Below are 20,060 nucleotides of genomic sequence, written 5' to 3'. Positions count from 1 at the left end.
CTTCCGCGCTGCCACTTGCGAAAGGAGGTTATACATGGCAAGTTTGCGCGACGCGATAAAAGAACAGCAGGAAGAATTACAAGGCGGTAACGCATGGGTGGCGTTCTGGAAAGAGGGGCGGTCATGGCACAGCGAAGCGTTCTACCTTGATATGGGCGCAACCCTCTCCCCGGAGGACGAATGGCGGCTGCGGGAAATTGAAGCGGCGGACCCCGCCGCTATCGTGCTGAACGGATATTTGAGCGAGGACATGACCCTTGACGAGCTGACGACCTCTATCCGTTACCACTACGAACACCGCATGAACGGCATTACCGGGTTTATCACGGAGTACAGCGACCGCCTATCCCCGGAGGAAATCGAGAAAGGACGGGCAGCCGCCCGCGCCGCAGGGCTTCCCTTTTCCGAAAAGCCGTTCCGGGACGGGGAAGATTTTGACCCTTATGTATATGACGGCAGCATGAGCGTTGAGGACTACGAGCTTATGCACCGCATGATTGAGAACGAAAGGAGTGAACGAATGGACGAACCGATTTTAAGCGGGTACCTCTCCAACCTTGGCGCATACACCGAGGGCAGACCCGCCGGGGAATGGGTAACATTCCCCACTACTGCCGGACACATGAAGGAAGTCTTTGACCGTATCGGCATTGATTTTAAGAATTATGAGGAATGGCACTTTACCGAATTTCAGTCCCCTATCCCTGGACTGGCGGCGAAGTTAGGCGAACACGAACACCCGGACGAGCTGAACTATTTAGGAAAGCTCTTAGAAATGCAGTTTGACGACGACCGGGAGAAATTTGCGGCGGCTATCGCCCTTGACGACCACGCTTCCAGTGTAGAGGAACTTATCAACCTTGCACAGAACCTTGACTGCTACTGGATTTACCCGTCCGTCCACAATGAAGAAGATTACGGGCATTACCTTGTTGATGAACTGGAAGAACCGGAGCTGCCGGAGGAAGCCAAAAAATATTTCATGTATGAGGAATACGGGCGGGACGCGGCTATCAATGACGGGGGAAGGTTTACCGAGCAGGGCTATATCTACAACAACCAGAACACGTTTACAAGGTGGTATGACGGGCGGGACGTACCGGAGGAATACCGGGTAACGCCTGCCCCGCCGGAGCCGGAACGCCCAGACCCGGAAAAGGTGGAAATGGACGCTGCCCCCGCAGGGCAGACCACAGCGCAGCCAAAAGAGCAGGCGCAGGAGCCGCGCCCGGTTATCCCCATTGTCCTTACGTCCGAGAAACCCGCCGACAAGCTCAAAGAGATTACCGACCGTCTGGAGCAGGGAATAACGGAACTGTTTGAAAGCGAGCGTTACAAAGAATATCTGCGCGTCATGTCGAAATTCCACAATTACAGCTTTAACAATACGCTGCTTATCGCCATGCAGAAGCCCGACGCTTCCCTTGTGGCAGGCTTTTCCTCATGGAAAAATAACTTTGGACGGAACGTGATGAAAGGCGAAAAGGGAATCAAAATCATAGCCCCGTCGCCGTTTACAGTAAAGCAGGAAGTAGAGAAAACCGACCCGCAGACCGGGAAGCCTGTTATCGGGAAGGACGGGAAGCCCGTTACCGAAGAAAAGGAAATCAAGGTACCCGCCTACAAGGTGGTATCCGTCTTTGATGTGTCCCAGACCGAGGGGCGGGAGCTGCCGGATATAGCCGTGGACGAGCTGACCGGGGACGTTGACCGCTTCAAGGACTTTTTCGCAGCACTGGAACAGGCTTCCCCTGTCCCTGTCGGCTTTGAGAAAATCGAGGGCGGCGCACACGGCTATTACCACTTGGAGGAAAAGCGGATTGCCATTGACGAGGGCATGAGCGACTTGCAGACCCTTAAAACCGCTATCCATGAAATCGCCCATGCGAAACTCCACGACATAGACCTTAACGCCCCGAAAGAGGAACAAAAGCCCCGTGTTGACCGCCGCACCCGTGAGGTGGAAGCGGAAAGCGTCGCCTATACCGTCTGTCAACACTACGGGCTTGATACGTCGGACTATTCTTTTGGGTATGTCGCCGGGTGGAGCGGCGGGAAGGAGCTTGCAGAGCTTAGGGGTTCCCTTGAAACAATCCGCAATACTGCCGCCGAAATGATAAACGCCATTGACGGGCATTTTGCAGAGCTTCAAAAGGCACAGGAGAAAGAAAAGGCACAGCCGCAGCATGAAGGAAGCACCCCTGAGCAGCCGGAAGCTGCCGCGCAGGAGAAAGCCGCCTTTGCCCCCGAAACCATTTACCGGGTACGCCGCAACCCATACAGCGACAGGGAGGAAAACGCCTACCTGCTGCAAGCCTATGTCACACAGGAGAACGGGCGGGCAAAAATGGGCGAAGTGCTTTTCCGGGGGACACCGGAGAAATGCCGGGAGCTTCTGGGACAGTTAAATGCCGGGGAGCTGACCGAGGGACAGGTAAAGGAACTGTACGCAAAGGCACAGGAGCAGCCGGAAAACGGGCGGGACGACACATTTTCCATTTACCAGTTAAAGGACGGGGACGAAACACGGGACTACCGCTTTGAGCCTTACGACCGCCTGCAGGCGGCGGGGCTTGTTGTTGACCGAGCGAATTATGAGCTTGTCTATACCGCGCCCCTTACGCCGGGAACGTCCCTTGACGACATTTTTACCCGGTTCAATATCGACCACCCGAAAGATTTCAAAGGACACAGCCTTTCTATTTCTGATGTCGTCGTACTTCATCAGGACGGGAAGGACACCGCCCACTATGTAGACCGAGGGGACTTTAAGCAGGTACCGGAGTTTTTGCAGGAGAAGCAGCCGCAGCTTACCCCGGACGAATTGGAAACAGGCGAGAAAATCCGGACACCGCGCGGAACTTTCTATGTAACGGGCATGAGCCGGGAGCAAATGGAAGCGGTGGGTTATGGCGTTCATCATCAATCGGACGACGGGAAATATCTGATTATGGGGAACGGGACGCGGGCGTTTGCCGTTGCCGCTGAACAGGCACAACGGGAAAACCCTTTAAAAGCTGCCGAGCAGACCACCGAGCAAAACTATAACATGATTGACGGACGGATAAACAATACCCCTACCGTTGACGAACTGGAAGCGAAAGTTAAAGCAGGGGAAACCATTTCCCTTGTTGACCTGGCTAATGCGGTCAAAGCGGATAAGGAGCGCGGCAAGGCGGCGAAGCCGGAAAAGAAACCCTCTATCCGGGCGCAGCTCAAAGCTGATAAGGAACGGGCGGCGCAGAAGAAACCCGCAAAGCAGAAGTCACAGGAATTGGAAAGGAGCTGAACCATTGAATAAGTTTGAGAACGTGGACGTTATCGCGTCCCTTGACGCTATCATGCGGCAGAACACCGCATTTTATCAAGACGATTTTGACATAGACAAACGGATTTTGCAGGAAGCGGCGGCAAGACCCGGCGCAGAGGACAGGAAAATCCTCTGGTTTTCCCGCCCGTCCGGGACTTGCTGCGTCCGGGAGCGCGACGTGTTCCTAAAGGACACAAGGCAGCACAACACATGGCGGTTTTACGGGGAGCAGACCCGCGATATTGTCCTTGCCTATCTGGTGGAGCTGACCGGGAAAGAGGACGGGAAGCTCAAAGGGAACCTTTACGAGCTTGATTACGGGCAGCACTTCCGGCGCGTGGTAGAAAAGTCTGTCCCCGCCGACAATTACGCGCTGATTTATGAGCATGGGGAACGGAAACAGCCCGCCGGACAGTATTTTGACGGCAACCCCGACCCGCAGCTTGGGAAGTTTGAATGCTTTGAAGCGCAGCCAAACGACCCGGAAGCCCTGCGGGGCGTACTCATGGAGGAACAGCGCAGCCGGGAAAAGCTGCGTCCGGGGGATTTCAAAGCCCATATAACCATGCTGCACGATAACCGGATAGAACGGGAAGCCCGCCGCGTGGTGGAGAAAATGAAGTCTTTGCAGGAGCCGAACAGCCCGGATAAGACCCATTTCATGGTGGAGCTGTCCCCGTATTTTGTCCGGCTTGCCACAGAAAAGGACGCTGACCGCCTGTTTTCCATGCTGCCCTATAAGACCCTTGCCTTTTCCAAAAGCAAAGACCGTTTCGGAACCTATGCGCTGATTGACAAAGGCGAGGACAGGAGCAAAGATGTTCGCAAGATACGCCCCTCTGTCCGGGCGCAGCTTGCCGCAGGCAAAGAGAAAACCGCCCCGAAAAAGACAGCAAAGACCAGACAGAAAGAAATGGAGGTATGAGCATGACACAGTTTACCGTGGAAGAAATGAACCTTTTGAGCATTTACCATGAGGGGAGCCGGGAGCAGCTTAGGGAGAACATGAACGCTGCGCTGCCCTACATGGACGCGGATATGCGGGAGCTTGCAAAGCGCACCCTTTCCAAAGTGGACGCGCTGACGGAAACGGAATATGCGGAGCTTGCCGTCTATGCCGCTGATGAAGCATGAGCGCGGTCAAGCGGCTCACGCCGCCGCAAAGCCGGAAAGTCAATGCCCTTGTAAAACGGGAGTGCTGCAACTTCGATAACGGACACTGTATCTTGCTTGACGACGGGGAGGAATGTGTCTGCCCGCAGCTCATTTCCTATTCCCTGCTCTGCAAGTGGTTCCGTATCGCCGTACTTCCCGGCGACAAGCTGCTCTATGCGGAGCTTTACCAGACCGAGGACAGGAAGAAGTGTACCGAGTGCGGCGCGTTCTTTGCTTCAAAGTCAAATAACGTCAAATACTGCCCGGACTGCCGGAAGCGTATCACGAACCGGCAGGCAGCGGAGCGCATGAGGAAACGCCGCGCCCTTGTTACGCAGTAAGGGCAAAAATAGCTTTGATTTATGCGGCTCTCTGGGCAGGAAAACAGCGCAGCCGATACCGATTACCTTTTTCCTCAAAAATGGGTTTCTACTGCGTAACAAAACCATAGCAGCACCCACACAGACGCGAGGCGCGGTTAGCCTTATACTGGCTTTCCGCGCTCCGTTCTTTTTTTGCCTATTTCCGGCCTTGCTTCTCTAATTCTTCAAGTGGGAATGTGGGGAGGGCTTCTATCAGCTTCATTGCGATATGCTGGCGCATATCTTCGTCGATTACCTCTTTTACCGTTCCGTCCGGCTGACGTTTCCTTACCGTCGCTTGTCTGTCGATTTCCTCTTGATAACACTCTACGACCTTTGCGACCGCCCACGCTTCCCCGGCAACGGCGGCGTGTATGGTATAATAATCGGGCATTTTCTGATTTGTCATATTCAACGCTCCTGTCTTTATTCTGATTGTCTGTCCTTATCTGACTGCAATTCTGCTAAATCCCCGCAAAAAATTAAAATTTCAAAGCGACTACTTCATCAGAGGAACATCATCATTTTATTTTCCCCTAACAAATTCATACTTTTTTACAAAGACGCACACCCATAGCTAAATATGGTTCTGATAAATATTCTTCTTTGTCCAGAATATAACCATGCTTCTGATAAAATGATAATGCGTGAACATTCTCCTTAAACGCCCAAATAATGATTTCTTTGTAACCCAGTTCCTTTGCTTTCTGTTCTGCAAAAGTGAGTAATGAATCGCCTATCCCTTTCCCTTGAAAATCCAGTGCGACATAAATACGCCAGATTTCAAATGCCCCTTTTTTATCAGTATCTTCCGTATCTCCAAAAGAAAGCATTGCGACTACTTGATTTTGTTCTTCCCAAACATATTCCGCTAATCGCCCCGAAATGAAATCTGCTTTTAATTCGCAAGTCCGCTTTTCACACCCTCTATCGTTTAATAATTGTGGATTGACATAGCCTTTATATATTCTTTTCCAGTTATCATTTACTATTTCAGAAATCATATCAATATCCACTTTTTTCGTTTCTCTCAACATATTTCTACCTCAATCAATATTTCAAAAACTGTACTTTTAATTCATATCTGGTGGAATTACTATATCATATTTCCATGAACAAATCTACTGCCTATCCGCGCTCTGTTTCCCTGTCCCGTTCCGGCTCCTTTGGCTGCCGCAAAATGGTGTCTATGTTCTGCCTGATAACGTCGTATTCCTTGACCTGTTTTTTCAGCTTCCCATAGTCGGCGCGGAGGGCTTCTTTCTGCTCTTGCAGCTTTTCATATTCCGCTTGCAGGGCTGCAAGGTTCGGCAGCTTGGAAATGCCCGTCGCCTTTAATGCCTTTGCCGCTGCTTCATGGAGAATGACAGTCCCCTCATGGGCTGCCCGGTATCGGTCTTTGTTCCTTGCTTTCCGGTAGGTATCATAGGCAGGCTTTGTCTTTTGGAACGTGAAAACATTCTTGATAAGCACCGCCATATCTGCAAGCCGCTTTTCCATTTCCTTTAGCGCGTCGCCTGCCTTTTCACTTTCTGTCTGGACTTCCTCTATCTTTGCGGTTAAATCCTCATACTGGCTTATCTGGTGTTCCGTAAGGAAATTGAGCGTCTTTGCCGCCTGCTTCAGATTGTGGATTTTCGCCCACTGTTCATAGCCCCGGCTCTGCGCCGCCTTGATACTGTTCTCAATGTCGATAAGCAGGGACACGCCTGTTTCCCGCTTTGGAGCTTTGGCGGCTTTGGTACGCCTGCCCTCTATCCGTTCCCTTATGGCTTCCTCTGTATAATCTGCGCCGAGGGTTTTCAAGCGGGTAAACCGTTCCTGTCCCGGAGCGCGGCAGGAAACGTATTTCCCCGGCTTTATCTCATAGCCTGCCGCTTGCAGTCGGGAAAGCAATTCTTCAAAACTGGACACTTGGGGGATAAGCGCGTCCACGGCGATTTTCAGCTTGCCTTTCCAACTGTTTCCGGTTTTCTCTGCGATATATTCCGCATAGCTCTTTCCCTTGCTGCCCTTTTGCGGAGCGACGACGGACAAGCCATTTTCCCGGCACAGCCTGTCGCTCATATTCCGTATGCCGTAATAGCTGCGCTTATTGGAATTATACTTGTGGTAGTCTACGAAATTAACAGCACAGAAAATGATGTGGTTATGAACGTGTCCCTTGTCTATATGCGTAGTAAGGACGTATGCATATTTCCTTTTTGTTACCGCGTCGGCAAGCTGTTTCCCGATTTCATGGGCTTTCTGGTAATCCACTTCCCCCGGCTCAAAGGACTGTATCAAATGGTGGGCGAGGTTATTTCCACGTTCTAACGCCTGCGCTATGGTAAATTCAAATTCAATGTCTGCCGTTTCCGGCGAGCAGCCAAAGGAGGACACAAGCATTTTCCCGTCCGTCTTGTCCGGGTTCTGGATATAGTCAAGGGCTTTTTTCAACGTGCTTTTAATAGGCTTAATCTTTGTAACCGCCATATCTCCGCAAGCACCCCCTTTATTTCCTCTATGTCCTCTTGGTAGACGCTGCCCGTGGCGTTGACGCGCCGCGCTATCTGGTTGATGTTGACACCGATTTTCTGTATCTCCGCTGTCATGGCTTTTATGTCGGCGTGGTCTATCTGAATGATGTACCCGTCGATTGCCATTTTCCGAAGATAGGCTTCCATGTTCCGGGTGGGGACGAGCTTCATTTTCTGCTCAATCAACGCCCGTTCTTCCTCTGTTACTCTGAATTTGATTTGCACTGTCCGTTTCCTGCCGTCCATGCGTTCACGCTCCTTTCCGTTTTTTAGAGGGTTTGGGACACTTCCCAACAAGCAATTTTTGACCTACGCGCGGCAACGCAGGAGGGCGAAAATACGGAAAGGGTACCCCTTTCCTATGCTTGCTAAGAAACTTTCTCCCTTTATCCCTACTACATGGAAAATCTGATTTTGCCAAAGCAGGACAAAAGAAAAACGCCGCAAACTGCGACGTTACAAAATACTTTTTCTATGAAGAAACGAGGGAACTTTATTCCCCCGTTGTTTCATTGTTGGCTTCCTCAATCCCTTTTGCAGTAGCAGACAGGATTTTTAAATCCTTTTCGCTCATACCGTCGAGCATGGTATCGAGCTGACGGCGGCGGGTAGATTTTTCCTGTTCCCGTTCTGGGAAAAAGAACTGGTCTACCGATACGTCAAGTAGGGTTACAAGCTCATACAAAATCTGCAAACTTGGGTGTTGCCCGCTATTCTCAATGGACGCAATATATCGCGGCGCAATGTTCAGTTTATCCGCTAACTGATTGCGGGATATTCCCTTTGCTTTTCTTGCCGCTTTGATAGCCTGTCCGAAAGCCTTGAAATCAAACTTTTCTTTGTTCTGCTTCATAATTATTTCACCCAACTACATTGTATATTTCATCTCTCTTTCGAGATATGATTACACACATCATAGTATGGACATAAATAGAGCATATACGTTCTGCATAGGCGCAAATAATTTTTTGTATAGAGGGGGTTGTAAAAAATAGTCAACGTAGTACAATGAAAATTGACTAAAATAGTCAAAAGGAGGATATGACATGGAAATAGATGAAAAATTTAATACACTTTCATCAGAAAAAAAGCTGCGAATTATAAATGCGGGCTTAGAATGTTTTGGACAACATGGATATAAAAAGGCAAATACAGATGAAATTGCGTTGAAAGCAGGAATATCAAAAGGATTGCTTTTTTACTATTTTAAAAATAAAAAGAATTTTTATCTTTATTTATATGATTTCTGTAACAAAGTGTCCGTTCAGTCAGTTGATATAAACGAAATAGAAAGCATAACAGATTTTTTTGATATGTTAGATTTTGGAATAAAAGAAAAATTAAAAATAATGGAAGAATATCCATATATGTATGATTTCTTATTACGAGCTGTCCTTTTTCAAGATGAAACAATAGCAGATACTATAAATGACTATATGGAAAAGACTTTCAATGACAGTTTCAATACATATTTTAAAAATATTGACTTCTCATGTTTTAAGGAAGATATAGACCCTAAATACATTTATAAAATGTTCATTTGGCTATCTGAGGGGTTTTTATCCGAAAAGCGACGCTATAATCAACCTATTATATTCGACGAGATAATTGTTGAATTTGAAAAATGGAAAACCATGTTTAAGAAAATCAGCTACAAGGAGGAATATCTATGAATATAATAGAAGTTCAAAATTTAACCAAAGAATATGGCAATCACAGAGGAATTTTTAATTTGAATTTTGAAGTCCTGCAAGGCGAGGTTGTTGGTTTTTTAGGCTCAAATGGTGCAGGAAAAACAACTACCATAAGACACTTAATGGGGTTTATCCGCCCACAACAGGGAATATCAAAAATTTTTAATCGAAACAGTTTTTATGACGCAGCTTATATTCAAGAAAATGTAGGCTATTTACCAGGAGAAATTTCTTTCTTGGACAATAATATGACCGGTAATGCTTTTATTCAATTTATGGCACAAATAAAGGGAAATGTCCCAAAAGACAGACTTAACTATCTTGTAGATTATTTTGAACTTGATACAAGCATAAAAATAAAGAAAATGTCTAAAGGAACAAAACAAAAATTAGGACTGATTATTGCTTTTATGCAAAATCCGTCTGTATTGATATTAGATGAACCAACAAGCGGACTTGACCCAATCATGCAAAATAAATTTATTGAGCTTCTGAAAAAAGAAAAGCTCAAAGGCAAAACTATATTCATGTCCTCTCATATATTTGAGGAAATAGAGAACGTATGTGATAGAGTTTTGATGATTAAAGGCGGGCGTTTAGTTACAAGCCAAAATATTGAAGATTTGAGGAACAACCGTCAGAAACATTATACGATTACATTTTCAAACACAGAATATGCGTCTGCCTTTGCGAGATTGTATCCTGATAGTATATGCACACAGAATAAAGTTTCTTTTCTGTTATGTGGAAACGTAAATAAATTATTGGGTGAGTTAGGTCAATATAATGTGAAAGATATATTAGTTAGAAATCAGACCATAGAAGAAATTTTCCAACAATATTATAGGGGTGATAAAAATGATATATTCATTGATGAAGAAAGAGCTTAAGTCTAATGTAAAACTTCATGTTGTGTTTTTTAGTATTATCGCCATGTATGCTATTACTTTAGTTGCAATGTACGACCCTACATTAAAAGATAGTCTAAAAACATTAGAAGCAAGCATGCCAACAGTTTTCGCGGCTTTTGGTATGCAAAATATAGGAACAACTTTAATAGATTTTATTATTACATATCTGTATAAATTTGTTCTTATAGTTACACCATTTATTTTCAGCATTACCATGTGTTATCGGCTTCTTGCAAAATATGTAGAAAATGGTTCATTATCTTATCTTTTAAACACGAAACATAGCCGAATAAAAATTGCAATGACACAATGGTTAAATCTAATGTTAGGCTTGGTTGTTCTAATTTTATTTAACACAATTCTGATGATTTTGTGTTGTGCTGTTTTATTCAGCGGAGAATTGGATATTCCTAAATTCTTACTCTTGAATTTTGGGTTATTGGCATTACAGATATTTATTGCAGCATTTTGTTTTATGTTCACTTGCATTTTTAGCGAAATAAAATATTCCATAGGGTTAGGCGGCGGATTGATTACAATATTTATAATTATGCAAATGTTATCACAGGTATATGACAATGCAAAAATTTTAGTGTATTGTAACCCGTTAAGTTTATTTAATCCACAGCAGCTTGTAAATGGAAATATGATGTCTATTTTCAATATGATAATATTATGGGTATTATCTATCATCTGTTTGCTAATTGGGTTATTGGAATTTAGAAAAAAAGATTTATCCCTTTAAAAAACAAATAAGATATGAACTATCTGCCGACGACGGCAAAAGAAAAAAAGCCGTCGCAGAGCAGAGATATTTTCACGCGTCTATCCTATTACGGCGGCTTTGATTATCAGAGCCGCCGTTTCTTTTTGTCTATAATCTGCGACGACCCTCTACCATGTAAGGACATGGCGGTTTAGGAGGTAGTCGCCATGCACTTAACAACTTTCCGACATAAATCGACATTTCCACAATTATCAAAAAAAGCCTATCCCCTACAACGGGGTATTCCGGCTATAAAGATGAACAATCACATCATCTGAATACCTCTTATGTTTCCCTTGCGTCTATCTGCGTCTTGCAGATAGGCGCATTTTGCATTTTTCAGAGATTTTTTCAAAGAAATTTTTGCTTCCGTCCGGCGTTTGAAAAAGTCGTCTGTATTATCACGCGAAAAGGGGAGGTACTACCGCCTTTCGGCAGAAAGGGGGTGAGAACATGGAACCTAATCGCGTAGAATTTCAAAAGCAATGTGCCTTTCAAAAATTCTGTAAACGGGTACTGCACAATGAAGCGTGCAACGCCCACGACGAAATCCGGCGACGCAGAAAACGGGAAGTTTCTTTTTGTGACCTAGCCTTACATGAGGAACGGCAGCTTTACACTTTTGACAAGTATTTTCAAGAGGACGAAGCCGAGCCGCGTTATCAAATGGCAGGTAAAGAGATAACTCCTAAGCTGCTGCTTGAAGCAATCCGTACTTTGCCGGAGGAAAAGAGAACCGCTATCCTGCTGTACTATTTCGAGGGTATGAGCGACGTTGAAATCGGAAAAATGTTCAATACGTCGCGTAGCACAATACAGTACAGACGGGCAACTTCTTTTGAACTGTTAAAGAAATATTTGGAGGAACATGCTGATGAATGGAACGAATGGTAAACAACCCGACTACCCGGAAATCGCCCTTGTTCCCTATCCCGTCATTGTTGCGGCGAGCAAAGGCGACCCAGACGCAATGAAAATGGTCTTGCAGCATTTCAGCGGATACATAGCGAGCCTTTCCATGCGGAAACTCTACGATGAGCGCGGCAACATCTATTACGGCGTTGATGAGGATATTCGGGAACGGCTACAAGCAAGGCTTATGAGGGCTATCCTCACATTCCGGGCTGAATAATTAGGTCTTGCTGTAAAGCGTCTTTTAACCCCCTTTTCCGTTTTACGGCACTTAAGGACAGCCCCTTGTTCCTTGACAAAGAAAGCGGCGCAAGATAACGGCGGCGCAGTATAGGGCAAATCGGATACATTCGATATATGGGGAGCCGTTGGGCTGATACGCGACGACGAAAGGAGGGACAAACCGAGCGGGAAATATCAGCGTTCCAAAGCAGACGTAGCAACTCTGCCGCCGTAATCCATATATCGGTACAATGATACTCCTTTACCGCCGTAGTCCGAGCGTTCAAAGCGTCGCAGGCAACGGGTAGAGCTTCGGCAGACCGCCGGAGGGGTGCAAGTCCCGTGGAGCTATGCTAACAGCCGTCCGATAAGCCCCTTTTGTATGTTGTAATAGTGGACTTGCCGCTATTCATATAGTGTATTAGCCAATCTTGGAAAGGGGGCTAATCATGGCAAATACTGATAAAAACCAGATACTTTGCAGGAGTGTTTTCAAAAGCGGCGAAAGCACGACTTCAAAAGCTCAATTCACAAAAAAGTGGATTGAAATGATAAATAGAATAGAAAAAAATAAGGCGGTACGCCTTACGAAATAGCAATGACAAGCTGTTTTCTGCATGGTATAATCTATGTAGAAAGCAGCTTGTTACTATCTCTAAGGAGATATGAATATGAAAGTAGCTATCTATTGCCGCTTATCCGAAGAAGATAGAAACAAGCAATTTGAAACCGACGACAGCAACAGCATTCAGAATCAAAAGGCTATGCTGCTGCAATACGCTATGGAACAGGGGTGGGAACTTTACAACATTTACAGCGACGACGACTATACCGGTTCTGATAGACGGAGACCGGAATTTAACCGCCTGCTGAAAGACGCGGAACAACACAGATTTGATATTATCCTCTGCAAGACGCAATCACGGTTTACCCGTGAACTTGAATTAGTGGAAAAATACATTCACGGTTTATTTCCAATATGGGGTATTCGTTTCATCAGTATTGTTGACAACGCGGATACTGCGAACAAGGGAAATAAGAAGTCCCGACAGATTAACGGGCTTGTCAATGAATGGTACCTGGAGGATATGTCTGAAAATATCCGCAGCGTCTTGACGAACAGACGGAAAAACGGTTTTCATATCGGTGCATTTGCTCTTTACGGGTACAAGAAAGACCCAGACCAAAAAGGACATTTGATAATCGACGAAGAAGCTGCAGCCGTTGTCCGTGAAGTTTTTACCTTATTTTCACAAGGTTACGGAAAAACTGCAATCGCCCGTATGCTCAATGACAGGGGCATACCAAATCCAACAGAATATAAGCGTCTACACGGCTTGCGCTATAAACAGCCGAAAACGAAAAACAGTACCCTCTGGAAATACTTTGCTATTTCCGATATGCTGATAAATGAAATCTATATCGGCAACATGGTACAGGGCAAGTATGGAAGCATTTCTTATAAAACAAAGCAGAATAAGCCCCGTCCAAAAAGTGAGTGGTATATCGTTGAGGGAACGCATGAGCCGATTATTGACAGGGAGTTATGGGATAAGGTGCAGGCGTTAATCGCACAGAGGGCAAAGCCCTTTGATGTAGGTACAATCGGTTTATTTGCAAGAAAAGCCCGTTGTGCAAACTGCGGTTACACTATGCGTTCTTCTAAAAACCATGATAAGCACTATCTACAATGCTCTAACCGCCATGTGGCAAAGGACGCTTGTATCGGTTCCTTTATCTCTGTTGATAAACTGGAAAGAATGGTTATCGACGAGATTAACAAACTGGCAGCCGAGTATCTTGATAAGGACGAGTTAGAACAGAATATCGAATTTTGCGATAACTTGCAGGGACAGAAAAAACGCCTGCTCTCTGATATAGCCGTCTATGAGAAAAAGGTTGCAGAGTTTTCAAAAGGTATCCGGGAGCTTTACATGGATAAGGTCAAGGGCTTAATATCTGAAAGCGATTATGTGGAAATGTCAAAAGACTTTACCACGGAGCGCGACAGACTGGAACGTGTGATTGCTGACGGAGAAAAGCAGTTAGCCGAAATCGAAGAAAAAATCGCGGTGGGCGATAACCGCCGTCAAATTATCGAACAATATTCCAACTTGGAACACCTTACCCGTGAAATCGTGGAAATACTGATTGACTATATATCTGTCGGCAAGCGTATTCCGGGAACAAGGGACGTTCCGATTGAAATTCACTGGAACTTTTAATCAAAAGTTGTTCTTATATGATTGCACCATCTGCAGCCAGATCCTCATGCAAATCCGTAATAGGATCTCCCTTTGACTGGAATTCACAGGCGTTAAAAGGAACGCCTCCTGCTGCCTGGGGCCAGATTGCCACTGTATGGTCAATATAATAATTGCCGAATCCGGATTTTTCAATCTCTTCCATACTTAAATCCCTGGTAAGCTGATGCACAATCGTGGATACCATCTCCAGATGTGCAAGTTCCTCTGTACCTACAGAAGCCTCAGAAATGTGCCATATTGAGGAATATGCGGACAGGCAGGCTAAAATTTTGTAGTAAACCACACAACCGAAACATTTAAAGTTGTTTGGTTTACTACGGTTGATTTTTTATTGGTAATTGCGTATAATGCAGTAAAGCACACAATCGTTGAACGATTTGTGCTCAGTTTAGTACAGGAGTGGAATTATGCTTGATGAAAAAGACATTCGTTTTTTGCGTAAAGTTTTTTCTAGTTACAATTATATTATGACAACTGCACAGCTTAACGCCGAAAAGCTGTTTTATAGAGATATTCAAAGAATGCTTGAAGCAGGTGTGGTAGAAAAAGTAAAACGAGGCTACTATCATTGGGTAGAGGGTTACGGCGATTCAGAAGTAATTTTAATCAATCGCCTTTTTCCCGATGCTGTCCTTTGTATGGAAACGGCGCTGTTTTACTACGGTTACAGTGACCGCAACCCTGCCGAATGGAATATTACAATTAATAAGAATACTTCAAGAAACCGTACCAATATTGATTACCCGTTTATAAAAGCATATCGGGTCGAGCCTGCTTTAGTTACCCTCGGAGAGACGACAGGGAAAATTGATTTTGTCGATGTTCGTATCTATGACCGTGATCGTACCATCTGTGATGTACTGCGGAATATGAACAAAATGGATAAGGAAATTTTCAACAAGGCAATACAAGGGTATGTAAAAGACCCAAAAAAGAATATACCAAACCTTATGGAATACGCAAAAGTATTGCGTGTACAAAAACGAGTAAAAGAAATGATTGGAGTGTGGTTGTAATGGCAGATATAGCAGCTTCTGTTCTTGCAAAACTTAGAAATAAGGCAAAGGCGTCTGGTATCAGCTATCAGCAATGCTTACAGCTCTTTGTGCAGGAGGAATTCCTGCGGAAGCTTTCAAAGTCTGGGTATGAGGATAATCTTATTCTCAAAGGCGGACTGTTCATTTACACGCTTACCAATTTTGAGAGCCGAGCTACGATTGATGTGGATTTTCTCCTGCGGTCAGCATCCAATTCTCTTGATGATGTGAAAGATCTTATCGCTCGTATTCTCAATACACCTACGGGCAATGATTATATTTCTATGAAAGCGAAGGGGTTTGAGGAAATCTCTCCGCAGAGAAAGTACCACGGTATCAGTACCCAGATTATCGCTCAGATAAAAAATGTTCGTGTTCCGTTTAATGTAGATATTGGTGTCGGCGATGTCATTGTTCCACGAGCCGAGGAACGCAAAATCAATACGCAGCTTCCAGACTTTGAAGCTCCCGTCATTATGACCTACTCTCTCGAAAGTACGATTGCTGAAAAGTTTGATGCTATCCTGCAACGATTTGAGCTGACAGGACGGATGAAGGACTTTTACGACATTTACTATCTTGCAAGAACTTTCGACTTTGATGGTGCGAAATTGCAGACGGCAATCACGAGAACATTAGAGCGGCGTGGAACGCCCTATGACAGAGATAGTTTCAAACGGGTTGTGGCACTTGCCGAAGATGAAGATATGCAGAAACGGTGGAAGTATTTCTTGAAGAATATCAAGGATGGTACGCTTGAGTTTGCTGTTGTGATTGATGAGATACAAAAATTCCTTGAGCCGGTATTTGAGGCGATTGTGAATGAGGATGAGTGGCAAAATGTATGGGATTGTACAATACAAGTATGGAGTTAAGGTGATATTATGGAATTTTGACACTAAAGCAGAGCCGATGAACTTGTGAGAGATAAACTTATCGCTCATCGCTCAAATATATTTACTCATCCTATTGACTTTCACGTTACGTCATAGTGTATGATGTAGAAAAAAAAGGATGAAGTAATATGAATGTAAATTTTATTCGTTCAGACGGTATTTACGCCAAGATTATGAAAGCGCCATTAGACAAGAAAGATGACATTTATCGTTATGAATTGATGATGCCTTTTGAGAAAAAATGGGCTTGCTATTGTGTACCGATGAAAGCAGCTACGCCAAATGGGTATGATGTGATAATGGCGAGTGGGATGCTTGGTCATATTACGCCAACAAAAGTGGATGAAACTCAACGAGATAATATTGAACGTATATCTTCAGATAGGCTTTGGTATGAATGTAAACAATCAGTCGAAAAATCGTTGAAGTGTTTTTCAGACGCAGGGATTGAGTTACCTGTTCAGGAATATTTGTTTACTATCCTGTTGGCAAATGAGGAAAGTCCTTATACCTCAATGAATGAGGGCTATTGCGGAGATGGCGGTATTCCAGGATATATTTTTTCTTGGCTTATTCCTAATGATTACACATTAGAGCATCTTCCAGTTGCGCTTGCACATGAAACAAATCATAATGTGCGTTTCCAGTTTATTAAATGGAGAAATGATATTACGCTCGGAGAAATGATGATCAGTGAGGGGCTTGCAGAAAACTTTGCCACATATTTGTATGGAGAAGATAAGGCGGGACCGTGGATTAAGAAAACTGATATGGAAACGCTGAAAAAATATATCAAACCAATTATCTATGATGGACTGGACGTACAGGGGCTTGAAAACCTCAATGCTTATTTATATGGCGATGAAATGGCTGCTTTACAAAATTATTCCCCTGTTGGATTGCCATATTGTGCGGGATATGCTTGTGGCTATCATTTAGTAAAATATTATTTGCAGAAAACAGGAAAAAGTATAGTAGAAGCAACTTTATTACCTGCAAACGAAATATTAAGTGCAGTGGAGGATTTTTGGAATGAATGAAAAACCGTTGACAGTTCACGAGGTAGTCAATTTAACAGGCATAACAGCAAGGACGCTTCACTATTATGATGAAATTGGACTTTTGAAACCTTCGATTGTAACGGAAGCGAAGTATCGTTTGTATACTGATAAGGATTTGTGCCGGTTGCAGGAAGTTTTGTTTTTTCGTGAGGTCGGTTTTGCATTGAAAGAAATTAAAAAATTGCTCAATTCCCCTCATTATAATCGGACAGAAGCATTAGAAAAGCATTTAAGTATTTTAGAAGTTCAGAGAGAACGCATAGACGGTCTAATAGCACTTGTAAAGGCTGAAATCAATGGAGCAAAAGAAATCTCGTTTTCAGCATTTTCTAACTCGAAAGTAATGGAGCTGCAATCTCAATTTCAAAAAGAGGTTTTGGAAAAGTGGGGAGATACTGAAAGTTTCAAAGAGTATGCGGCAATCTTTTCCTCAAAAGCTCAAGAAATTCAAAATGAGCAAATGCAAGCATTTTTCTCTATGGCACAGAATATTTTTGAAAGGTTAGCGACATATGAAAACAAATCGCCAGACTGTCCAGAGGTTCAAAATATAGTACGGGAATGGCAACTTTATATTACAGAACATTTTTATCAATGTGATAAACAGATACTCTCTTCTTTGGGGAAAATGTATGTTACGGATTTGAGATTTTCTGATTTTATAAATCGGTTTGGAAATGGAGATTTAGCTGCCTTTTTCAGTAAAGCTATCGAAATTTTTTGTTCCCGACAAAGAGAGGAAAGAAATGAACGCTAATTGGATAGATTATCCTATTCCCTCATATTGCTTGAGCAGATTAGAACACTCGACAAACAACGCCTGCAAGAGTACATCGGTACTTTTGACAGGCGTTTTATGGTATCCGTTGATACCCTCTCGTAATACTGTACAGGCAGTAGGTCATACATTGATAACGAGGGAGGTGTTGGCTACTGAAGCATCGAGAATTTGTTTATGTTGGCGAACCTGCTCCAGAACTGAATGAGCAGGAACACGCAGCGTTTCTCTTGAATGTTCAAAAGTCAATACTTCTGTCTTTGGAGAAAAGGCAACTATTGACCCATTCACAAAGTGGACGCTGTATAGAGGAACTTGAACGCAAGGCACAGAGTGACTTGCGTTCATGAGTAAGTAGCAAAGCGGATTACGAATACATATCCGAATGTATGATTTTAAAATTTACACATTCGACATAAACAAGGAAAGGAGCAGGAATATGTTAGAGAAATACGAGATGCTAAACCAAGAAAGAAAAAAACTTGATAAGAAAAGAAAGGTCGCTGCATACTGCCGTGTTTCCACGGACAGCGATGACCAAGCCAATTCCTTTGAAAGTCAGCAGCGATATTTTAAGCAATATATTGAACATCATCCCGATTGGGAGCTTTATGAAATATTTGCGGACGAGGGCATCTCTGGTACGAACACAAAAAAGAGAAAACAATTTAACCGTATGATTGCGTGTGCCAAGAACGGCGATTTTGATTTGATTATCACAAAGGAAATCTCCCGTTTTGCCAGAAATACCCTTGACAGCATTTATTATACCCGTGACCTCAGAAAACACGGTGTCGCCGTTATCTTTATGAATGACGGCATTAACACAATGGACGGCGATGCAGAGCTTCGGCTTGCCATTATGTCCTCTATTGCACAGGAAGAAAGCCGCAGGACTTCCGAGCGTGTAAAGTGGGGGCAGAAACGCCAGATGGAGCAAGGCGTTGTATTTGGACGGAGTATGCTCGGCTATGATGTCCGTGGAGGTAAAATGTATATCAATGAGGAGGGGGCTAAGATTGTACGCCTTATCTTCCACAAGTTTGTAAATGAGGGCAAAGGAACACACGTCATCGCCCGTGAACTTCGTGAGGAAGGCATACGTCCGATGCGCGTGAAAGAATGGCAGAATACCGTTATTCTCCGAGTGATCCGCAATGAAAAATACTGCGGCGATTTGGTACAAAAGAAAACTTACACACCAGACTTTCTTTCTCACGAAAAGAAATACAACAGAGGACAAGAGGAATTTGTAATTATCAAAGACCATCACGAGCCGATTATTTCCCGTGAATTGTTTGAGAAAGCCAACCGCATATTAGACGAAAAATCTTTATCGCAGGAGGGCAAAGCAAAGCACTCAAACCGCTATCCCTTCTCTGGTAAAATCAAATGCGGCAGGTGCGGAGCAAGCTATGTTGCCAGATACAAGACCCGAAAAGACGGAAGCCAATATAAGGCTTGGCGTTGCTTTGAGGGAGCAAAACACGGCAGACCTCATATAGATAAGGCGGGAAATCAAGTGGGCTGCTCTGGTGAGAGTATCCGAAATGAAGATGCTATTTATTTGATGTATCTTGTCTGTAAAGAGCTTAAAATGAACCGCCAGAAAATCATCTCCAATTTAACTAAGACTATTGAAGCTGTTATTTCTATGGATATAACGGGAACAAACACGAATGCTTTAGCGGTCAAAATTGAAGAAGCAAAGAAAAAGCGGACAGGGCTGATTGAGCTTTACACAAGCGGTGATATTGACAAAAGTGAGTTTACCGCCCTGCGAGCAAAATATGATGAAGAAATTGAACAACTGAAATCTATGGCGGACGGTATTGAAAAACAACAGGATATGATAAACAAACAGCGAGAGCTGTCAGAGGATATACAGAAAGCTATCGAGGAGCTTATAAGCGGTGTTCAATATGAAGATGACTACTACACGCAGCTACTTGATAAAATGGTAGTCAACGATAAAAACCATATAGATGTGTATCTGAATATGCTGCCATATAAATGGCAGTTCGCAATGGCAAAGAGTGTGAAAGGGACTATTGAAGCGTCTACGACAAATCTGCCACCGGCAAATTTGCTGCACGCCGGGCGAAAAAAAGCTGAAGCCTCAGAATGCTCCATTTCTGAGGCTTCTCTACCTGTATCGCTGTATAAATGA

The 20,060-nt window shown here is 44.2% G+C and carries 22 protein-coding genes and 1 pseudogene; 17 read left to right on the top strand and 6 right to left on the bottom strand.

All coding sequences use genetic code 11. The features are described from left to right. Positions 1–34 precede the first annotated feature (34 nt). The 4 genes from B5F53_RS01115 to B5F53_RS01100 are packed head-to-tail and all read left to right on the top strand — an operon-like array spanning position 35 to position 4,806. A complete protein-coding gene (locus B5F53_RS01115) occupies positions 35–3,289 on the top strand; it encodes an antirestriction protein ArdA (RefSeq protein WP_087218468.1) in 3,255 nt (1,084 codons plus the stop codon). 52 nt (positions 3,290–3,341) lie between these two features. After that, a complete protein-coding gene (locus B5F53_RS01110) occupies positions 3,342–4,235 on the top strand; it encodes a hypothetical protein (protein ID WP_087219061.1) in 894 nt (297 codons plus the stop codon). After that, positions 4,232–4,444, top strand: coding sequence for a transposon-transfer assisting family protein (locus B5F53_RS01105; protein WP_442856275.1), 213 nt, complete (start codon positions 4,232–4,234; stop codon positions 4,442–4,444). Before B5F53_RS01110 ends, B5F53_RS01105 begins: the two co-directional genes overlap by 4 nt. Further along, the gene (locus B5F53_RS01100) at positions 4,441–4,806 is read left to right on the top strand and encodes a cysteine-rich VLP domain-containing protein (protein WP_087218465.1); all 366 of its coding nucleotides are present in this window, start codon (positions 4,441–4,443) and stop codon (positions 4,804–4,806) included. Before B5F53_RS01105 ends, B5F53_RS01100 begins: the two co-directional genes overlap by 4 nt. 178 nt (positions 4,807–4,984) lie before the next feature. Here B5F53_RS01100 and B5F53_RS01095 read toward each other — a convergent pair whose 3' ends face one another. The 5 genes from B5F53_RS01095 to B5F53_RS01075 all read right to left on the bottom strand — a co-directional run bounded on the left by B5F53_RS01095 (position 4,985) and on the right by B5F53_RS01075 (position 8,199). After that, positions 4,985–5,236 carry a helix-turn-helix domain-containing protein gene (locus tag B5F53_RS01095; RefSeq protein ID WP_087218462.1) on the bottom strand — a complete coding sequence of 84 codons (252 nt, stop codon included), beginning with the start codon at positions 5,234–5,236 and terminating at the stop codon, positions 4,985–4,987. 136 nt (positions 5,237–5,372) lie between these two features. Beyond that, on the bottom strand, positions 5,373–5,864 hold the full coding sequence (locus tag B5F53_RS01090) for a GNAT family N-acetyltransferase (RefSeq protein ID WP_087218460.1): 492 nt from the start codon (positions 5,862–5,864) through the stop codon (positions 5,373–5,375). A 91-nt stretch (positions 5,865–5,955) separates the two neighbouring features. Further along, positions 5,956–7,302: a relaxase/mobilization nuclease domain-containing protein gene (locus B5F53_RS01085; protein ID WP_087218458.1), complete on the bottom strand. Its 1,347-nt coding sequence runs from the start codon at positions 7,300–7,302 to the stop codon at positions 5,956–5,958. Continuing rightward, positions 7,263–7,592 carry a plasmid mobilization protein gene (locus tag B5F53_RS01080; protein WP_015573964.1) on the bottom strand — a complete coding sequence of 110 codons (330 nt, stop codon included), beginning with the start codon at positions 7,590–7,592 and terminating at the stop codon, positions 7,263–7,265. The genes B5F53_RS01085 and B5F53_RS01080 overlap by 40 nt, the downstream gene beginning before the upstream one ends. Before the next feature lie 247 nt (positions 7,593–7,839). Then, positions 7,840–8,199: a helix-turn-helix transcriptional regulator gene (locus B5F53_RS01075; protein ID WP_015529199.1), complete on the bottom strand. Its 360-nt coding sequence runs from the start codon at positions 8,197–8,199 to the stop codon at positions 7,840–7,842. 193 nt (positions 8,200–8,392) lie between these two features. On the opposite strand from B5F53_RS01075, the gene B5F53_RS01070 reads away from it, so the two are divergent. From B5F53_RS01070 to B5F53_RS01040, 7 genes are all read left to right on the top strand, one after another. Further along, on the top strand, positions 8,393–9,019 hold the full coding sequence (locus B5F53_RS01070; RefSeq protein ID WP_087218455.1) for a TetR/AcrR family transcriptional regulator: 627 nt from the start codon (positions 8,393–8,395) through the stop codon (positions 9,017–9,019). After that, positions 9,016–9,930: an ABC transporter ATP-binding protein gene (locus B5F53_RS01065; protein ID WP_087218452.1), complete on the top strand. Its 915-nt coding sequence runs from the start codon at positions 9,016–9,018 to the stop codon at positions 9,928–9,930. The genes B5F53_RS01070 and B5F53_RS01065 overlap by 4 nt, the downstream gene beginning before the upstream one ends. Continuing rightward, positions 9,899–10,696, top strand: a complete 798-nt coding sequence (locus B5F53_RS01060; protein WP_087218449.1) for an ABC transporter permease subunit — start codon at positions 9,899–9,901, stop codon at positions 10,694–10,696. Before B5F53_RS01065 ends, B5F53_RS01060 begins: the two co-directional genes overlap by 32 nt. A gap of 474 nt (positions 10,697–11,170) precedes the next feature. Further along, positions 11,171–11,611, top strand: a complete 441-nt coding sequence (locus B5F53_RS01055) for an RNA polymerase sigma factor (RefSeq protein WP_087218447.1) — start codon at positions 11,171–11,173, stop codon at positions 11,609–11,611. After that, positions 11,592–11,849, top strand: a complete 258-nt coding sequence (locus B5F53_RS01050) for a helix-turn-helix domain-containing protein (protein ID WP_087218444.1) — start codon at positions 11,592–11,594, stop codon at positions 11,847–11,849. Before B5F53_RS01055 ends, B5F53_RS01050 begins: the two co-directional genes overlap by 20 nt. Before the next feature lie 451 nt (positions 11,850–12,300). Then, a complete protein-coding gene (locus tag B5F53_RS20045) occupies positions 12,301–12,447 on the top strand; it encodes a hypothetical protein (RefSeq protein ID WP_204246886.1) in 147 nt (48 codons plus the stop codon). A 75-nt stretch (positions 12,448–12,522) separates the two neighbouring features. Then, complete coding sequence (locus B5F53_RS01040) at positions 12,523–14,076, top strand: recombinase family protein (RefSeq protein WP_330396119.1); 1,554 nt, start codon at positions 12,523–12,525, stop codon at positions 14,074–14,076. Between the two features lie 28 nt (positions 14,077–14,104). Here B5F53_RS01040 and B5F53_RS01035 read toward each other — a convergent pair. Beyond that, a pseudogene (locus tag B5F53_RS01035) lies at positions 14,105–14,386 on the bottom strand (manganese catalase family protein); the annotation flags it as partial. A 139-nt stretch (positions 14,387–14,525) separates the two neighbouring features. Between B5F53_RS01035 and B5F53_RS01030 the strand changes: the two are divergent. The 6 genes from B5F53_RS01030 (at position 14,526) to B5F53_RS01005 (ending at position 20,060) form a co-directional block, all read left to right on the top strand. Further along, positions 14,526–15,134, top strand: coding sequence for a type IV toxin-antitoxin system AbiEi family antitoxin domain-containing protein (locus B5F53_RS01030; protein WP_087218434.1), 609 nt, complete (start codon positions 14,526–14,528; stop codon positions 15,132–15,134). Then, positions 15,134–16,030 (top strand): nucleotidyl transferase AbiEii/AbiGii toxin family protein, encoded by an 897-nt coding sequence (locus B5F53_RS01025; RefSeq protein ID WP_087218431.1) that lies wholly within the window; start codon positions 15,134–15,136, stop codon positions 16,028–16,030. Before B5F53_RS01030 ends, B5F53_RS01025 begins: the two co-directional genes overlap by 1 nt. Positions 16,031–16,179: 149 nt before the next feature. Then, the gene (locus B5F53_RS01020; RefSeq protein ID WP_087218428.1) at positions 16,180–17,091 is read left to right on the top strand and encodes a DUF2268 domain-containing protein; all 912 of its coding nucleotides are present in this window, start codon (positions 16,180–16,182) and stop codon (positions 17,089–17,091) included. Beyond that, positions 17,084–17,869 (top strand): MerR family transcriptional regulator, encoded by a 786-nt coding sequence (locus B5F53_RS01015; protein WP_087218425.1) that lies wholly within the window; start codon positions 17,084–17,086, stop codon positions 17,867–17,869. Before B5F53_RS01020 ends, B5F53_RS01015 begins: the two co-directional genes overlap by 8 nt. Further along, a complete protein-coding gene (locus tag B5F53_RS01010) occupies positions 17,870–17,995 on the top strand; it encodes a type II toxin-antitoxin system PemK/MazF family toxin (RefSeq protein WP_087218422.1) in 126 nt (41 codons plus the stop codon). It begins immediately after the preceding gene. A gap of 334 nt (positions 17,996–18,329) precedes the next feature. Continuing rightward, positions 18,330–20,060 carry a recombinase family protein gene (locus tag B5F53_RS01005; RefSeq protein WP_087218419.1) on the top strand — a complete coding sequence of 577 codons (1,731 nt, stop codon included), beginning with the start codon at positions 18,330–18,332 and terminating at the stop codon, positions 20,058–20,060.

Source organism: Blautia sp. An249, from assembly GCF_002159835.1.
GTDB classification, from domain to species: domain Bacteria; phylum Bacillota; class Clostridia; order Lachnospirales; family Lachnospiraceae; genus Blautia_A; species Blautia_A avistercoris.
The sequence above is the reverse complement of the archived record's forward strand: the minus strand, read 5'-3'. Positions and strand labels throughout refer to the sequence as shown.

What these genes read in the sequence shown, in the direction of transcription:
- B5F53_RS01055 (WP_087218447.1), top strand. Translation starts at nt 11,171, where the DNA reads ATGGAACCTAATCGCGTAGAATTTCAAAAGCAATGTGCCTTTCAAAAA.
- B5F53_RS01030 (WP_087218434.1), top strand. Translation starts at nt 14,526, where the DNA reads ATGCTTGATGAAAAAGACATTCGTTTTTTGCGTAAAGTTTTTTCTAGT.
- B5F53_RS01025 (WP_087218431.1), top strand. Translation starts at nt 15,134, where the DNA reads ATGGCAGATATAGCAGCTTCTGTTCTTGCAAAACTTAGAAATAAGGCA.
- B5F53_RS01005 (WP_087218419.1), top strand. Translation starts at nt 18,330, where the DNA reads ATGTTAGAGAAATACGAGATGCTAAACCAAGAAAGAAAAAAACTTGAT.
- B5F53_RS01050 (WP_087218444.1), top strand. Translation starts at nt 11,592, where the DNA reads ATGAATGGAACGAATGGTAAACAACCCGACTACCCGGAAATCGCCCTT.
- B5F53_RS01075 (WP_015529199.1), bottom strand. Translation starts at nt 8,199, where the DNA reads ATGAAGCAGAACAAAGAAAAGTTTGATTTCAAGGCTTTCGGACAGGCT.
- B5F53_RS01015 (WP_087218425.1), top strand. Translation starts at nt 17,084, where the DNA reads ATGAATGAAAAACCGTTGACAGTTCACGAGGTAGTCAATTTAACAGGC.
- B5F53_RS01110 (WP_087219061.1), top strand. Translation starts at nt 3,342, where the DNA reads ATGCGGCAGAACACCGCATTTTATCAAGACGATTTTGACATAGACAAA.
- B5F53_RS01115 (WP_087218468.1), top strand. Translation starts at nt 35, where the DNA reads ATGGCAAGTTTGCGCGACGCGATAAAAGAACAGCAGGAAGAATTACAA.
- B5F53_RS01090 (WP_087218460.1), bottom strand. Translation starts at nt 5,864, where the DNA reads ATGTTGAGAGAAACGAAAAAAGTGGATATTGATATGATTTCTGAAATA.
- B5F53_RS01040 (WP_330396119.1), top strand. Translation starts at nt 12,523, where the DNA reads ATGAAAGTAGCTATCTATTGCCGCTTATCCGAAGAAGATAGAAACAAG.
- B5F53_RS01060 (WP_087218449.1), top strand. Translation starts at nt 9,899, where the DNA reads ATGATATATTCATTGATGAAGAAAGAGCTTAAGTCTAATGTAAAACTT.
- B5F53_RS01020 (WP_087218428.1), top strand. Translation starts at nt 16,180, where the DNA reads ATGAATGTAAATTTTATTCGTTCAGACGGTATTTACGCCAAGATTATG.
- B5F53_RS01070 (WP_087218455.1), top strand. Translation starts at nt 8,393, where the DNA reads ATGGAAATAGATGAAAAATTTAATACACTTTCATCAGAAAAAAAGCTG.
- B5F53_RS01105 (WP_442856275.1), top strand. Translation starts at nt 4,232, where the DNA reads ATGAGCATGACACAGTTTACCGTGGAAGAAATGAACCTTTTGAGCATT.
- B5F53_RS01085 (WP_087218458.1), bottom strand. Translation starts at nt 7,302, where the DNA reads ATGGCGGTTACAAAGATTAAGCCTATTAAAAGCACGTTGAAAAAAGCC.
- B5F53_RS01100 (WP_087218465.1), top strand. Translation starts at nt 4,441, where the DNA reads ATGAGCGCGGTCAAGCGGCTCACGCCGCCGCAAAGCCGGAAAGTCAAT.
- B5F53_RS01080 (WP_015573964.1), bottom strand. Translation starts at nt 7,592, where the DNA reads ATGGACGGCAGGAAACGGACAGTGCAAATCAAATTCAGAGTAACAGAG.
- B5F53_RS01095 (WP_087218462.1), bottom strand. Translation starts at nt 5,236, where the DNA reads ATGACAAATCAGAAAATGCCCGATTATTATACCATACACGCCGCCGTT.
- B5F53_RS20045 (WP_204246886.1), top strand. Translation starts at nt 12,301, where the DNA reads ATGGCAAATACTGATAAAAACCAGATACTTTGCAGGAGTGTTTTCAAA.
- B5F53_RS01065 (WP_087218452.1), top strand. Translation starts at nt 9,016, where the DNA reads ATGAATATAATAGAAGTTCAAAATTTAACCAAAGAATATGGCAATCAC.